Below are 14,873 nucleotides of genomic sequence, written 5' to 3'. Positions count from 1 at the left end.
CTTTAAATGGCGCGCCCGAGAGGATTCGAACCTCTGACCTCTGCCTCCGGAGGGCAGCGCTCTATCCAGCTGAGCTACGGGCGCGTATTTGACGGCGGCATTGTAGGCGGCGGGCGAGGTTTTGTCCAGCCCGCATCATCTACACAGCCGCCATCAGATACTAGGATTTTCCGTGCGAAATAAAGTCATCAACAATTGCCTGCTCTTCGTGCAGGTCATCGACCGGAATCTGGCCTTGCTTACCGGGCAGAATCAGATTCAAAGCAATGGCCACCACACCACACAGGGCAATGCCTTGCAGGCTGAGGTCGGCGTCACCAATGACCATGCCGCCAATGCCGAACACCAGTGTGGTTGAGACAATCACCAGGTTACGCGCTTGCGCCATGTCTACTCGGGCCTTGATCAGCGTATTCATGCCGACCCCTGCAATCGAGCCAAACATCAGCACCAGAATACCGCCCATTACCGGCGCCGGAATGGTTTGCAGGATGCCGCCCAACTTGCCGACAAACGCTAACACAATGGCCGTAACAGCGGCCCAGATCATCACCGTTGGATTGAACACCTTGGTGAGCATGACGGCACCGGTCACTTCAGAATAGGTGGTGTTCGGTGGTCCGCCGAAGGCTGCCGCTACCGAGGTCGCTACGCCGTCACCCATCAGGGTGCGGTGCAGACCAGGCTTTTTGATGTAGTCTTTACGGGTAACGTTACCGATAGCCAACACATCTCCCACGTGCTCAATGGCGGGCGCGATGGCAACGGGCAGCATGAACAGGATGGGTTGCCACTGGAAGGTAGGGGCAACAAAACCCGGCATGGCGACCCATGCCGCGGTGTTAACGGCGGTGAAATCGACCATGCCCATCGCCAACGCGACCCCATAGCCCACTACGACACCTGACAGAATCGGCAACAAGCGAAACAAGCCTTTCGCCATGGTGGCGACCAGCAACGTAGTCAGCAGTGCACTCATGGAGACGATCAGGGCTTGTGTTCGCGTATAGCTTTCCGCCCCCTCACCCATCGCCATGCCCACCGCAACTGGCGCTAAGCTCAAGCCGATCACCATGATGATGGGGCCAATAACCACCGGTGGCATCAGGTAATGGATAAAGCCGGGACCACGCAATTTCACCGCACCCGCTAACAGCATATAGAGCACGCCGGTGACCATCAGGGCACCCATGGTGGCGGACAACCCCCATGTATGAACGCTGTAGGCAATGGGTGCAATAAAGGCAAAGGATGAAGCGAGGAAAACAGGAACTGTACGGCCAGTAATGAGATGAAAAATCAGCGTGCCGACACCGGCGGTAAAGAGGGCAACACTGGGGTCTAGACCGGTCAGCAATGGCATTAACACCAGTGAACCGAAAGCCACCACCAGCATTTGCGCGCCGATCAGCGGCATACGCCAGGCGGGCATATTGTCCATGGTCATGAGGGTCTCCTTTTGTGCGATTAGGAAAGGCGGAGACGCCATCATACCGAGCTTTCCGCAAGAGCGAAAATGCATTGTGCTATTACCGGTTGCCGCGCCCGTCGTCGTTATGACGGCGTAATGGCCCGCCGCAATGACCGCTGTACCCGCGTTTTGGTTTTCGATAATTCCAATAAGCCATCTTCCACATACACCAGATGCTCGTGCGACATCTGCTGCGCTCGCTCGGCGTCGCCGTCCAGTATCGCATCCAGCAAGGCTTTGTGTTGTGCGTACAGCTTCTCGCGCGACTCTTTTTTCTCGAACAGGCTGCGTAAGTTGTCGACAATGCTGCGTTCCAGCATGGAAAACAATGCGCGCATGGAATGCAACAGCACGACGTTGTGGGCCGCTTCGGCGATGGCAAGGTGAAAGGCGGCGTCGGCCTCTGCTTCAAGGATAGGGTCTTGCGCTTCATAGGTGGCGATCAGCGCATCAAAGCGTTGTTGTAACGCCACTCGGTCGGCATCGGTGGCGCGCAGCGCGGCATAGTGCGCCGATAACCCTTCTAAAGCATGGCGAAATTCCAGCAAATCGAACTGGAACTCGGGATGCGTACCAAATAACGACAACATGGAATCGGCCAGTGTGCCACCCAGATCTGCATTGACATAGGTACCACCACCTTGGCGGCTGGTCAGTAGACCGCGCGCAGCCAAGGTTTGAATGGCCTCGCGCACCGATGGCCGCGACACCCCGAATTGCTCAGCCAAGGTGCGTTCGGTTGGCAGCTTCTGCCCCGCCTTAAACACCCCCTCCAAGATCAGCGTTTCGAGTCGCTCTCGCACCACATCAGCAACACGTTGAGTTTTGATAGGACTTGAATTCATCGGCACCTCTGGTTGAAAAACAAACAACCGCATTGACTCTTACAACAACACATAATACGCTTGCGCATACAAAGTTGTAAATTGGTATTACCAATTTAATTTTACTTGATGATAACAACAATGACGACGACGCCCATGACCACGAAGCTCTACCCCAGCAAACCACAAAAGGTCTACTACTTCGGCACCTGCTTAATGGACATGTTCTACCCGGATGCGGGTATGGCCGGTATTCAGTTGCTGGAGCGCGAGGGTATCGAGGTGATTTTTCCCCAAGGCCAGACCTGTTGTGGCCAACCGGCTTACACGTCGGGCTATCATGATCAAGCGCGCCAGGTCGCTGCCGCACAGCTCGACTTGTTCCCAGAGCCTTGGCCTATCGTGGTGCCGTCCGGTTCGTGCGGTGGCATGTTGCGTCACCATTACCCCACCTTGTTTGAGGGTACTGCGCAGGCTATGCAAGCCGAAGCGATTGCCGAACGTACCTATGAGCTGACCGAATTCTTGTTACACGTGTGCCAAATTCAACTGCACGACCAAGGCAAGCCCGTCACCATCGCCGTGCATACCGCCTGTTCAGCGAGGCGCGAAATGGGCATCGGTGAAGCTGCACCGGCACTGTTGAGCCAGTTGGCGAACGTCACCGTGGTGGAGCCGGTGCAAGTAAAAGAATGCTGCGGGTTCGGCGGCACCTTTGCGGTGCGCAACCCGGAAATTTCCGGTGCCATGGTCAGCGACAAGGTCGAGCACATTTTGAACTCAGGCGCACAGCAGGTGATGTCGACCGACTGTGGCTGCTTGATGAACATCGTCGGCCACGCCGAAAAAGTGCAGAAACCGCTAACCGGCGCGCATCTGGCTGAGTTCATTTGGCAGCGCACACAATCAGGCGAGTCGCAGGAGGCGCAGTCATGAGCGCCGCAGCAGATTCACTGAAAAAGGCTCAGCATTTCACACCTGTGGGCGACTTCCACCAACGCGCCCGCCACGCCATTGAAGACCCGCAAATCCGCGCCAATTTCCGCAAGGCGATGGACGGCCTGATGAGCAAGCGCAGCGCGGCCTTTGCCGACTGGGAATTGGAGCAACTGCGGGACTTGGGTGAACACATTCGCCAGCGCGCACTGAGCCGTCTGCCCGACTTGTTGGAGCAGCTAGAAGCCAACTGCCAGCGTAACGGCATTCAAGTGCATTGGGCGGAAGACGGTGCCGAGGCCTGCCGCATCATCACTGATATTTGCGTGGCTCAGGGTGCGCGTTCGGTCATCAAGGGCAAGTCCATGGTGTCGGAAGAGATGGAGCTGAACCACCATCTGGCTGAACACGGCATCGAAGCGTTGGAATCCGACCTCGGTGAGTACATTGTGCAACTGGCCGACGAAACGCCCTCGCACATCATCATGCCCGCCATCCACAAAAACACGCAGGAAATCTCGGAGCTGATGCACGAGAAAACCGGTACCGAGCGCACGCATAACGTCGACTACCTCACCGCCGCTGCGCGCCAACAACTGCGCGAGAAATTCATGCAGGCCGACGTTGGCATTTCCGGCGTGAACTTCGCTGTGGCTGAAACCGGCACGCTGTGCTTGGTGGAAAACGAAGGCAATGGCCGCATGACCACCACCGTACCGCCGGTGCACATCGCGGTAACCGGCATTGAGAAAGTGGTCGAAAAACTGGAAGACGCCAGTGCCCTACTGGCGTTACTGACCCGCTCGGCCACCGGCCAGCACATCACCACCTATTTCAACATGATCACCAGCCCGCGCAAATCTGACGAACGCGACGGCCCGCAAGCGGTGCATTTGGTGCTGGTCGATAACGGCCGCTCGCGCATGTACCAAGACCCCGAACTGCGCCAAACCCTACAATGCATTCGCTGCGGTGCGTGCATGAATCATTGCCCGGTGTATACGCGCGTCGGCGGTCACGCTTACGGCACCACCTACCCCGGGCCGATCGGCAAGATAGTCATGCCACATTTGCAGGGCTTGGCCGCCACGCAAGACCTGCCCAGTGCATCAACCCTCTGCGGCGCGTGCGGTGAAGTCTGCCCGGTAAAGATTCCCATTCCACAACTATTGGTGCGTTTACGGCGTGAAGCGGTGGACGGCGACCGCCTACACCCCGGCGTGGTCGCTGGGCATGGCGCTAAACGACGCAAAACCGAAGCACTGATTTGGTCGGCATGGGCATGGCTGCACGCTCGCCCCGTGCTGTATCGCCTCGCCATTGGCTTAGGCAATCGGTTCCGTGCCTTGCAGCCCCGACGCATCGGCGGTTGGACGCGTTACCGCACCGCGCCCAAGCTGGCGGCAAAGAATCTGCATGCGCGGGTCGCCGCTCATCGGCAAGCAACTAAACAAGGGAGTCAACAATGAACGCCCGCACCGCCATACTCGAACGGCTGCGCCAAGCCAGCCCCACGCAGCCCGTTGAACGCCCCGATTTTGCCGTGCTCGAACGCCGTCAATGGTCTGCTGAAGAACGGGTCGAGCTGTTTCAACGGATGATTGAATCCGTACACGGCGAAGTGCGCCGCACGGCCAATGCCGATTGGCTAGCGACTCTGCACGAGTGGCTGCGCGAGATCGGTATTGGCAATTTGCTTGCCCCACAAAGCACCACTCTGGGCGATGAACTGCGTGCCAACTGGCCGAGCGACGCTCCAAAGCTGGTCAGCTACGACCGACCAATTGAAGAGTGGCAACCTGAGTTGTTCAACAACGTTGATGCGGCCATTACCTCCACACTCGGTGGTATTGCCGAAACCGGCAGTCTGATCCTGTGGCCCACACCACAAGAGCCCCGACTGATGAGTTTGGTGCCGCCTATTCACATCGCCGTGCTGGATGCCAACCAGTTGCACTCTACGTTCTTGGATGTTTTGCGCTGCCCACAGTGGCAGGCCGGTTTGCCAACCAATGCCTTATTGATCTCCGGCCCATCAAAAACTGCCGACATCGAGCAAACCCTAGCCTACGGAGTACATGGCCCAGCGCGGTTGCTGGTCCTCATTCGAAGCTAATTGGCATACCACCAGCATGGGCTTTCATATTGCCCACACTTGCCGGAGAAGGCAGGCATAGTTATGGGGTTAAGGGCGTAGGGTGTATGTCTCAAGCCACGACTTTCGGCCTGCCGTGGAGTGGCGGAGACATACCCCGAAAGCCCGGAATAACCGGAAGACTTTAACCCGCCTATGTTTTGAGGTAGAAATGGATATGAAACCGGCATACCAACAGTTACTGAATGACTTGCGGCCACTGATACCCGCTGACCGGCTGATCAGCGATGAGCTGCGCACACTGGCTTATGGTACGGATGCCAGTTTTTACCGCCTCATTCCGCAACTCGTGGTCCGCGTGGAGAGTGATGCCGAAGTCATCTTGGTGTTGAACGCCTGCCGCCGCCACGGCCTGCCCGTCACGTTTCGGGCAGCGGGTACCTCGCTGTCTGGTCAAGCCGTCACCGATTCCGTGCTTATTCAGCTCGGCAATGGCTGGAACGGTCATGCCCTACTGGATGGCGGCGCATCCATTCGCCTGCAACCGGGCGTGGTTGGCGCGCGTGCTAACGCTGTGCTGGCACCGTTTGGGCGCAAGATCGGGCCTGATCCAGCGTCCATCAACAGTTGCATGATTGGCGGCATTGCCGCCAACAACGCCTCGGGCATGTGCTGCGGCACGGCGCAAAACAGTTATCACACGGTGCGCGACCTGTGCGTGATTTTCGCCGACGGCACCCGCCTCGACACCGCCGACCCGCATTCCATTAGCGCCTTTCGCAACAGCCATGCTGACCTATTGCAGCGACTCACCGAACTGGGCAAAAAAACCCGCGCCAATGCCGAACTGGCGAACCGCATCCGACACAAATACCGGTTGAAAAATACCACCGGCTACAGTTTGAACGCCTTGGTCGACTTCAGTGACCCCATCGACATTCTGAAACACCTGATGATTGGCTCCGAAGGCACGCTAGGTTTTATCAGCCACATCACCTACCACACCGTGCCCGACCCGGCCCACAAAGCCGCCGCCTTGGTCTATTTCGCCAACATTCAAACCGCGTGTGAAGCTACTATGGCGCTGAAGCCCGCGCCAGTTTCTGCCGTGGAATTGCTCGACCGCGCGGCGTTACGTTCGGTCGAAACCATGCCCGGCATGCCTGCTGAACTGCGCGAACTGCCCGATGGCGCAACCGCTTTGTTAATCGACGTGCGCGGCACCGACCCAGACGCACTGGCCGCCAACGTGCAGCAGGTGCTCGCCGCCATTGCGCACATTCCTGTGCTGCAACCCGCAACATTCACCCGTGAGCGCAAAACCTACGACCTGTATTGGAAGGTACGCAAAGGGACGTTTCCTGCGGTCGGTGCCGAGCGGGTGATTGGCACCACAGTGATCATCGAAGACGTCGCCTTCCCCATCGAGCGCCTGGCCGATGGTGTGCTGGCGCTGCAAGCGCTGCTGCGCCAATACCATTACGACGAAGCCATCCTGTTTGGGCACGCACTCGAAGGTAACCTGCATTTTGTGTTCACCCAAGGCTTCGATGATCCCGCCGAGGTGCAGCGTTACGAAGCCTTTATGTCCGATGTGGCGCAACTGGTGGCGGTGGAATACGGTGGTTCGTTGAAGGCCGAACACGGCACGGGCCGCAACATGGCACCATTTGTGGAACTCGAGTGGGGATCAGAAGCCTACGGTCTGATGAAAACCATCAAACACGCCTTCGACCCGCTGAATCTGCTGAACCCCGACGTGATTCTGTCCGACAACCCCAAGCTGCACGTGGAAAACCTCAAGCCGCTGCCGCCCGCGCACGCCTTAGTGGATAAGTGCATCGAATGCGGCTTTTGCGAATCGGTTTGTCCGTCGCGTCGCCTCACCCTTACCCCGCGCCAACGCATTGTGCTGTGGCGCGAAATCCAGCGCCTAGCCAGCACTGGCAGCCAACCAGAACGCTTGCGCACGCTGCGCGAGGAATTTGCGTATGCCGGGCTAGACACCTGCGCGGGCGATGGTTTGTGCGCGACGCAGTGTCCGGTCGGCATCAACACCGGCGAGTTAGTGCGCCACCTGCGCGCCGAGCAGCAAGGCCGCATGCCGAAAACCATCGGCAAGCAGCTTGCCTTGCACTTCGCCGGTACAACGCGTGCGGTAAGGGTCGGGTTACGCAGTGCGCACTTGGTGCAGTCCGTATTAGGAGCACCCGCCATGCAAGTTCTAACACGGGCAGCCAAACCTTTAAGCGGCGGCATGGTCGCGCATTGGTCGCCCAGTATGCCGCGCGCTGTCGGCAGTGCCACGCATGAACGGATTACGCGCCACAGCACGGCAAACATATCCACTGCCGATGCCGACAGCGTGGTGTACCTGCCCGCCTGTGTCACTCGCAGTTTGGGTTCTTCGCTCAGCGCCGCCGACGTGCGCAGCGTACCGGACGTCATGATCGACCTGCTGCACAAAGCCGGTTTCAATGTCATTATTCCAAGCGGCATAGACGGTCTGTGTTGCGGCATGCCGTTCAACTCCAAAGGCTTGTTTGACGCCGCCACACAAAAACGCAACGAACTGCTGGATGCCCTCAACAACGCCAGCGACAACGGCCGTTACCCCATTGTGTGCGACACCAGCCCTTGCACGCAGTTTTTGCATGAAGCTGCCCAAGGCAGCGCATTGATCATTGTCGAACCCGTCGCCTTTTTGCGCACACACGCTTTGCCGCGCCTGAACATCAGACGTAAGAGTGAACGCATCGCCCTGCACATCACCTGCTCGGCCACCCGCATGGGACTCGCCGACGACATGCTTGCCCTCGCCCAAGCCTGTGCAGACGACGTCGTGATACCCGCCTCCATCACCTGCTGCGGCTTCGCGGGCGACAAGGGTTTCAGCACACCCGAGCTCAACGCCTCGGCTTTGCAGGACTTAAAAGCGGAAGTGAAAGACTGCACACGCGGGTTTTCTAATAGCCGCACTTGTGAGATTGGCTTGAGCGAGCACTCGGGGTTGGAGTATCAATCGATTCTATATTTGGTGGATGAGGTGACCGTAGGAGCGCAGCCCTCTGCGCGAAACCCGCAGCAGGAACCATTCGGCCAGGGGGCTGGCCTCCTACAATGCAAGAGCGTAACCCCCGACCCGAAACCGTAGGAGCGCAGCCCTCTGCGCGAAACCCGTAGCAGGAACCATTCGGCTAGGGGGCTGGCCTCCTACTGCGGGAATACCACGCCTTCGTGCTTAAGCAGCCACTCTTTCCTGCTCAACCCACCGGCATAACCGGTCAAGGTGCCGTTTTTGCCAATCACGCGATGGCATGGCACAACAATACTCAGCGGATTGCGGCCATTCGCCATGCCGACAGCGCGGGCCGCTGTAGGCTGGCCGATGGCGTGGGCGAGTTGTGCATAGTCCCACGTTTGACCAAACGGGATGGTGCTTAGGGCATTCCAGACGCGCTGCTGAAAGGCGGTGCCTACGGCATTTAACGGCAGATCAAAGGTTTGCCGCGTACCAGCAAAGAATTCTGCCAGTTGGGCTTCGGCCAATTGCAGAATCGAATGTACGCCCTGTGTTGCGTGCTGTTGCAGCTTTTCAGCCGCTGCGCCGTCGTCAAACAGGATATGTTGGATGCCCTGACCGTCCGTGCTGATGAGTAAGTCGCCGACCGGAGTGGGCATGCGGGTATAGGTTAAATCAGTCATTTATAGTTTGCTCCACAGATGGAAGGTCGCATAGCTGCGCCACGGAGCCAGTCGGTCTGCGTCAAAGGCCGCTTCCGAGCCGTCACTCCATTGCGCCAGTGCTTTCTTAACGCCGAGGTCGGTACCAAGCCAGACGTCGGGCTCGCCGAGCGCGCGCATACGCACGTAATCTAGCGTCCAGCGGCCAATGCCCTTCAGTGTCAGCCAGTCTTCAACATCGTTTTCATGGCCGTGCTCCATGTACCATGCGGCAAAACGACGCACGGTTTCACGCCGTGCGGTGGGCATTTTCAACATGTCGAGTGAGTCGGTAACGATGGCTTCGGGTGTGGGGAAATAGCGTTGCGCGTTAGTGTTTGTTACCGGTTCACCTAAAGCCGCGACGAGGCGTGTAACGTGGGTACGCGCTGCCGCCACACTCACTTGTTGGCCTAATATGGCTCGGATACCCGCCTCAAACGGTGACCATATACCGGGAATACGCAGCCCCGGCGTGAGCCAATCGGCGGCGCCTGTCGCTTGTTGCAAATGGTGTTCAATCATCGCTACGTCGGCGTCGAGATCCAATATCTGCCGCACGCGCTGCACCACGGTGCGTAAGGCGTGCGGTGGGTCGACCTCGATACGCAACGCCAGGCAGGCTTGCCCTTCGATAGGGCTGACCTCAAACCAGCCCTTGGCCTCTACGGTATGCGCGGTCGCAGGCAGAGTAAACGTCCGGCCGTAACTGCTGTCTGTTACCCACTCCAACCCCTCTATCGCCCGCGCACGCCAGAAGGCCAGCATCTGTTGCCAGTTCAGTGGCGGTCGATACGCCAAGGTTAACCGCACATCAGACGACGGTTCGCCTTGGCGTCGAATGGCGCTGGGAGTCATTTTTAGATGCTTCTGGCAGGCGTCGTTAAAGCGTCGCAAACTGTGAAAACCCGCAGCAGCGGCAACGTCTAACATTGGCAGTGCCGTTTCGTGCAGCAGTTTTTTGGCGAACATGACCTGCCCGAACAGGCCATAGGCTTTGGGCGAAAGTCCCAAGCGAGTCTGAAACAAGCGACGCAGATAGCGGTCGCTGATGCCTAGGCGCGCCGCCAATGCGGGCATATCGCCGTTCTGCAAGGCTCCGGCATCAATCAGGGTTAACGCGCGCTGAAACGTCGTATCCGTACCGCGCCAGGCACAGGAACCCGGCGCGCTGTCGGGCCGACAACGCAGACAGGGACGATACCCCGCACCATAAGCCTGTACGGCATGGGTGAAGTACTCCACGTTGTGCTCTTTCGGCGGCACGGCAGGACAAATGGGGCGACAAAAAATGCCCGTGGTTTTTACTGCAACAAAGAACAGGCCGTCGAACCGGGCATCACGCGCCAGTCGAGCGCGTTGCCAGTCTGCGGTTGCCAAAAGGTGTGTGGTGTCGAGTTCAGTCATACCCGCATTCTAGCGCGATTTTTTCCGCATACTCGCCATTTTCGGCACTGAATCCTTCGGTGTACACACCCGCTGTAGCCCCTACCTGCTCTCCCGAACCAAAGGGCACCCCTCTAAAGCACCTTAACAACCTTTTAAACCCTGTTTAAAACTCTTTGTGACTTTCTTTAAACCCTTTAAAAACAGCTCACCTCCACCACACCAACACCAACACTGCCAGTTATAAGCATTAATAGGTTTTATCTGAGACGTTAGCGTCACCTTAGCGACTTTTAAAGCACTGGCACAGCCATTGCTATAGCCAAGAGGTTACTTGAACCAATAAACATAATAACGACCAGGAGACTACTCCATGTTCATTCGCAAAAAATTCGGTGCTGCTTCTGTCGCGCTGATTGCGGCTTTTTCACTGACTGCCGGTGCAGCACTTGCACAACAAGCGGTAGTGGTTATCGAAGCCGAACCAACGTCTATGGACCCGCACAATACAACTGACTCGGTATCAGCAACCGTACAAGGCCCGATGTTTGAAGGCCTGCTGCGTTTTGACGACACCATGAGCATCGTGCCTGTATTAGCCACCGGCTATACCTACAGCGACGACGCCACGGCAATCACTTTCGAATTGCAGCAAGGCGTTAAGTTCCACGACGGCGCTGACTTCAATGCCGAAGTGGTCAAAATGAACCTCGACTTCGTGCGTGACGCCGACAACGGCTTGGCTCGTCGTTCGTTCTTCCGTTTCATCGAAGACGTTATCGTTGAAGACGAGTTCACAGTAACCATCACCACTGGTTCGCCGAACTCTGCCATGGCTTCTTATATGGCCCACACCTCTGCCGCCATGAAGTCGCCGCGTGTTATCGAGCGCAAAATGGCCGACCCAGATTTCAACGCTGACCGCCAAGGTGCAGTAGGCACAGGCCCATTCAAGTTTGTTGAATGGCGTGACGGCGTACAGACTGTGGTTGAAGCTTTTGACGGCTACTGGAACGCGGATAACGCAGCCAAAGTAGATCGCATCGTTTTCCGCCCCGTGCAGGAAGCGGCGACGCGCATCAACATGCTGCAAGCCGGTGAAGCCCACTTGGTGTTCCCGATCCCTACCTTGTTCGGTTCGCAACTGGAAAATGACTCACGCGTCAGCCTGTACACCGGCCCAACCACCGACGTGCACTACATTGGTTTGAACCTGCAGCAAGACAAGTATCAGGACGTGCGTGTGCGCCAAGCCCTGAACTTCGCCATCGACAAAGACGGCTTGATCGCTCAGATGCTCGACGGCTACGGCACCATCGCTGATTCCGCGATTGCACCTAACGTTTACGGCTATGCAGCACAAGACATCTACGAGCACGACACTGCTGAAGCGCGCGCGCTTCTGGCCGCCGCGGGATACGCCGATGGGTTCTCTTCTACCCTGTGGACGCGCAACAGCACCGAGTTCATCGCCGTTGCCGAATACGTGGCTATTCAGCTGCGTGAGCTGGGCATCAACGTCACCGTTGAAGCTTATGAATCAGGTACGTTGTTTGACATGCTGGACGCCGGTGAAGGTACCGACATGTACATCGGTCGTTGGTCTCCAGGTACGGGTGAAGCCGACTACGGCCTGCGTCCGAACTTCGCTTCTGACCGCGTACCACCCAACTTCAACAACTCCGGTTTCTACGTGAACGAAGCGGTTGATGACCTGTTGAACCGCGCCTTGGCCAGCTCTGACCCACAAGAAGCGCTGGACCTGTACGCTGAAGTTCAAGAGATCATCTATGAAGATGCTCCTTGGGTGTTCTTGCATATCCCTGAGTCGATTGTAGGCAGCGCGCCTAACCTCGACGGCGTGTATGTATTGCCTTCCGGTAACGTACACGTCAGCGGTATTACGCTGAACTAAAACAGCTAACCGCTGTTGTAATACACCCGGCCACCTTCTGGCCGGGTGTCTTTTGTCTGGTTAATGTTTCGGACGACTCCTATGTTGAACTACATCCTTCGCCGTGTATTCGGGATGGTGCCTGTGCTCTTTGTGATCACCATCATCGCCTTCCTGTTTGTGCACCTGACGCCTGGCGACCCGATTCGTATCATGTACGGCGCGGAGATTGATCAGGAAACCTATCAACAAATGCGCGAGCGCGAGGGCTTTAATGATCCCTTGGTCGTTCAGTACGGTCGCTACATGGTTAACATGCTGCAAGGCGACTTCGGTATGTCGTACCGTACGCGCGTGAATGTGTCGGACGAGATTATCCGGCGCTTCGGCTACACCTTTGTCCTCACTGTTTTGGCCATGTTCTGGGCCATTGTCATCGGTGTTGGTGTGGGCATCCTATCGGCAACCAAGCGAAATTCGCTAGCCGATCGCTCCAGTATGATCGCGACCATTACAGCGCTCAGTATTCCCGAATTTTGGTTTGGCCTCATGATCATGCAGATCTTTGCGGTCCAACTCGGCTGGTTCCCCACCAGCGGCAGCGGCACCTGGATACACTTGATCCTGCCGTCCGTCACCCTAGGCCTTGGGGTGGCCGCCACCATCGTACGTTTCACCCGTTCCAGTGTGTTGGAAGTGCTGCGTGAAGACTACGTGCGCACTGCCCGCGCGAAAGGGCAAAAAGAATCCGTTGTTATCTGGCGCCATGTATTGCGCAACGCGCTCATTCCCGTCGTCACCATGTCGGGCCTGCAATTTGGCTTCCTGATCGGCGGTGCCGTGGTGGTGGAGCAAGTCTTTGCTTGGCCGGGTCTCGGTTCGTACTTGATCGACAGTATTTTGGGTCGTGACTATCCGGTGATTCAAGCGCTTATTTTGTTGTTCTCCTTGCAGTTTCTGGTCATCAACCTGTTGGTCGACATCAGTTACGCCTTCTTGAATCCGCAGATCCGCTATGATTAAGGGCCAATTCGCATGATGATGCACAATCAATCCCCCTTCATTACTTTCTTGCGCAAGTTCTTGAAGCAGCGTTTGGCGCTGATCGCCTTTGCTGTCCTGGTGGTCATTATGGGCATTGCCCTGCTGGCTCCTTGGGTAGCACCCTACGATCCGCACCGTCCGGTGAACTTGCAGTACGCCGACCGCGGCATCGACATCACCCAACTCACCCGGCACAACCCCGTGTTAGAAGGGTTGCTGTCGGATGGTACCTCGGTGGCCTACGGCGACTTGCCGCAAGTAACCGTGCGCGCCGACAATCAGCGCGTGGTCAGCGCCCGCCGCACCCGCAGTGGCTTGAACATTACTTCACTGACCGCAGGCTACACGCCGGTGTATTTCACCGTGGGCGAACTGACTACCGCCATGGATGTGTATGTACGCGGCGAAGTACCCTTGGGCGATATCGAACCCGCCTTGGTGCAGCTTTCCATTCCACAAGCCCAGTCAGCCTTGGCGGTTGGTGAGCAGGTTGACCTCGTACTGCGCGGCTTACGCGCTGACGGGACTGAGCTGGAGGGCGTGCATGCCATCAACCAGTTTGGCGCGCAATATCGCCCGGATGAGCCACTGAGGGTTACCTGGCGTTCACTGGATGAAGGCGTCACTCAAGTCAGCTCAGACGGCCAATTACAGCTGCTGGCGGCGGGTGAAGGTTTGGTGCAAGCACGCTTTGGCGACATTACCGCGCTGGCCCAATTCGCCGTAGGTGGTGCCGTGGTTGAACCACGGCTCGTCAGTCTCAGCCTCACCGAGTATGAAACCAGCCTAACCGATGCCTACAAACACCAGCGCCCTTCTAGCCTGCACTTCTTTGGCACCGACCACCAAAACCGTGACATCTTCAGCCGCGTGTTACACGGCACCCGTGACACCCTACTGATCGGTTTTGTCTCGGTCGCCATCGGTACACTGATCGGTACCGTATTAGGGCTGTTGGCCGGTTTCTACGGCGGCCGGATCGACAACGCCATTACCCGTGTCATGGACGTTCTGCTGGCCTTCCCCGGTATTCTTCTCGCCATTGCGGTGATCGCGTTCCTGGGTGCCGGCTTGATCAACATAATCTTTGCTGTAGCGGTGTTCACCGTGCCGGTGTTTGTGCGCATCGTGCGCGCCTCGACGCTGTCGTTGAAAGAAATGACCTACGTGGAAGCGGCCCGCTCGATCGGCGTACGCGACAGCGTGATCATTGCGCGGCACATCTTCCCCGGCACGCTGCCTGTGGTGCTGGTGTACCTGACCATGCGTATCGGTGTCGCCATTTTGATCGGTGCGGCACTGAGCTTCTTGGGTCTGGGTGGCGACATCACAGCGCCCGAATGGGGCTCGATGCTCAGCGCGGCGAAAGACAACAGCTCCACGGTGTTCCACGCGACCTTCTTTCCGGGTCTGGCCATTGTCATCACCGTTTTGAGTTTCAATATTTTCGGGGACGGCTTACGCGACGCCCTTGATCCGAAGCTGAAGGAGTAATCAGCC

The 14,873-nt window shown here is 57.4% G+C and carries 11 protein-coding genes and 1 tRNA gene; 7 read left to right on the top strand and 5 right to left on the bottom strand.

Features of this window, described 5'->3' with window-relative positions; genetic code table 11:
• Window positions 1-7 precede the first annotated feature (7 nt).
• The 3 genes from NFC81_RS01575 to NFC81_RS01565 form a co-directional block, all read right to left on the bottom strand.
• Window positions 8-84, bottom strand: a tRNA-Arg gene (locus NFC81_RS01575).
• A gap of 76 nt (window positions 85-160) precedes the next feature.
• Entirely contained in the window at window positions 161-1,447 is a 1,287-nt protein-coding gene (locus NFC81_RS01570) for a uracil-xanthine permease family protein (RefSeq protein WP_304995784.1), read from the bottom strand.
• 107 nt (window positions 1,448-1,554) lie between these two features.
• Window positions 1,555-2,316, bottom strand: coding sequence for an FCD domain-containing protein (locus tag NFC81_RS01565; RefSeq protein ID WP_304995783.1), 762 nt, complete (start codon window positions 2,314-2,316; stop codon window positions 1,555-1,557).
• Window positions 2,317-2,451: 135 nt separating this feature from the next.
• Here NFC81_RS01565 and NFC81_RS01560 point away from each other — a divergent pair, with 135 nt between their 5' ends.
• The 4 genes from NFC81_RS01560 to NFC81_RS01545 all read left to right on the top strand — a co-directional run bounded on the left by NFC81_RS01560 (window position 2,452) and on the right by NFC81_RS01545 (window position 8,480).
• Window positions 2,452-3,231 carry a (Fe-S)-binding protein gene (locus NFC81_RS01560; RefSeq protein WP_304995782.1) on the top strand — a complete coding sequence of 260 codons (780 nt, stop codon included), beginning with the start codon at window positions 2,452-2,454 and terminating at the stop codon, window positions 3,229-3,231.
• Window positions 3,228-4,700 carry a LutB/LldF family L-lactate oxidation iron-sulfur protein gene (locus NFC81_RS01555; protein ID WP_304995781.1) on the top strand — a complete coding sequence of 491 codons (1,473 nt, stop codon included), beginning with the start codon at window positions 3,228-3,230 and terminating at the stop codon, window positions 4,698-4,700. The genes NFC81_RS01560 and NFC81_RS01555 overlap by 4 nt, the downstream gene beginning before the upstream one ends.
• Complete coding sequence (locus NFC81_RS01550) at window positions 4,697-5,347, top strand: lactate utilization protein (RefSeq protein ID WP_304995780.1); 651 nt, start codon at window positions 4,697-4,699, stop codon at window positions 5,345-5,347. The genes NFC81_RS01555 and NFC81_RS01550 overlap by 4 nt, the downstream gene beginning before the upstream one ends.
• Before the next feature lie 196 nt (window positions 5,348-5,543).
• Entirely contained in the window at window positions 5,544-8,480 is a 2,937-nt protein-coding gene (locus tag NFC81_RS01545; RefSeq protein ID WP_304995779.1) for an FAD-binding and (Fe-S)-binding domain-containing protein, read from the top strand.
• 59 nt (window positions 8,481-8,539) lie between these two features.
• Here the strand turns inward: NFC81_RS01545 and NFC81_RS01540 are convergent, their stop codons facing one another.
• Both NFC81_RS01540 and NFC81_RS01535 read right to left on the bottom strand, forming a co-directional pair.
• Window positions 8,540-9,031: a methylated-DNA--[protein]-cysteine S-methyltransferase gene (locus tag NFC81_RS01540; RefSeq protein WP_304995778.1), complete on the bottom strand. Its 492-nt coding sequence runs from the start codon at window positions 9,029-9,031 to the stop codon at window positions 8,540-8,542.
• The gene (locus NFC81_RS01535; RefSeq protein ID WP_304995777.1) at window positions 9,032-10,456 is read right to left on the bottom strand and encodes an AlkA N-terminal domain-containing protein; all 1,425 of its coding nucleotides are present in this window, start codon (window positions 10,454-10,456) and stop codon (window positions 9,032-9,034) included.
• Between the two features lie 352 nt (window positions 10,457-10,808).
• On the opposite strand from NFC81_RS01535, the gene NFC81_RS01530 reads away from it, so the two are divergent.
• From NFC81_RS01530 to NFC81_RS01520, 3 genes are all read left to right on the top strand, one after another.
• Window positions 10,809-12,350, top strand: coding sequence for a glutathione ABC transporter substrate-binding protein (locus tag NFC81_RS01530; protein ID WP_304995776.1), 1,542 nt, complete (start codon window positions 10,809-10,811; stop codon window positions 12,348-12,350).
• An 81-nt stretch (window positions 12,351-12,431) separates the two neighbouring features.
• Window positions 12,432-13,352, top strand: a complete 921-nt coding sequence (gene nikB / locus NFC81_RS01525; protein ID WP_304995775.1) for a nickel ABC transporter permease — start codon at window positions 12,432-12,434, stop codon at window positions 13,350-13,352.
• A gap of 12 nt (window positions 13,353-13,364) precedes the next feature.
• Window positions 13,365-14,867 carry an ABC transporter permease subunit gene (locus NFC81_RS01520; protein ID WP_304995774.1) on the top strand — a complete coding sequence of 501 codons (1,503 nt, stop codon included), beginning with the start codon at window positions 13,365-13,367 and terminating at the stop codon, window positions 14,865-14,867.
• The last annotated feature ends 6 nt before the right edge of the window (window positions 14,868-14,873 follow it).

The organism is Salinispirillum sp. LH 10-3-1 (assembly GCF_030643825.1).
In the GTDB taxonomy this organism is placed as follows: Bacteria; Pseudomonadota; Gammaproteobacteria; order Pseudomonadales; family Natronospirillaceae; genus Salinispirillum.
This window is presented reverse-complemented; position numbering and strand designations above follow the sequence as displayed.

Coding starts and splice junctions, on each gene's coding strand:
- NFC81_RS01540 (WP_304995778.1), bottom strand. CDS start 9,031: ATGACTGATTTAACCTATACCCGCATGCCCACTCCGGTCGGCGACTTA.
- NFC81_RS01565 (WP_304995783.1), bottom strand. CDS start 2,316: ATGAATTCAAGTCCTATCAAAACTCAACGTGTTGCTGATGTGGTGCGA.
- NFC81_RS01530 (WP_304995776.1), top strand. CDS start 10,809: ATGTTCATTCGCAAAAAATTCGGTGCTGCTTCTGTCGCGCTGATTGCG.
- NFC81_RS01535 (WP_304995777.1), bottom strand. CDS start 10,456: ATGACTGAACTCGACACCACACACCTTTTGGCAACCGCAGACTGGCAA.
- NFC81_RS01560 (WP_304995782.1), top strand. CDS start 2,452: ATGACCACGAAGCTCTACCCCAGCAAACCACAAAAGGTCTACTACTTC.
- NFC81_RS01520 (WP_304995774.1), top strand. CDS start 13,365: ATGATGATGCACAATCAATCCCCCTTCATTACTTTCTTGCGCAAGTTC.
- NFC81_RS01545 (WP_304995779.1), top strand. CDS start 5,544: ATGAAACCGGCATACCAACAGTTACTGAATGACTTGCGGCCACTGATA.
- NFC81_RS01550 (WP_304995780.1), top strand. CDS start 4,697: ATGAACGCCCGCACCGCCATACTCGAACGGCTGCGCCAAGCCAGCCCC.
- NFC81_RS01570 (WP_304995784.1), bottom strand. CDS start 1,447: ATGACCATGGACAATATGCCCGCCTGGCGTATGCCGCTGATCGGCGCG.
- nikB (WP_304995775.1), top strand. CDS start 12,432: ATGTTGAACTACATCCTTCGCCGTGTATTCGGGATGGTGCCTGTGCTC.
- NFC81_RS01555 (WP_304995781.1), top strand. CDS start 3,228: ATGAGCGCCGCAGCAGATTCACTGAAAAAGGCTCAGCATTTCACACCT.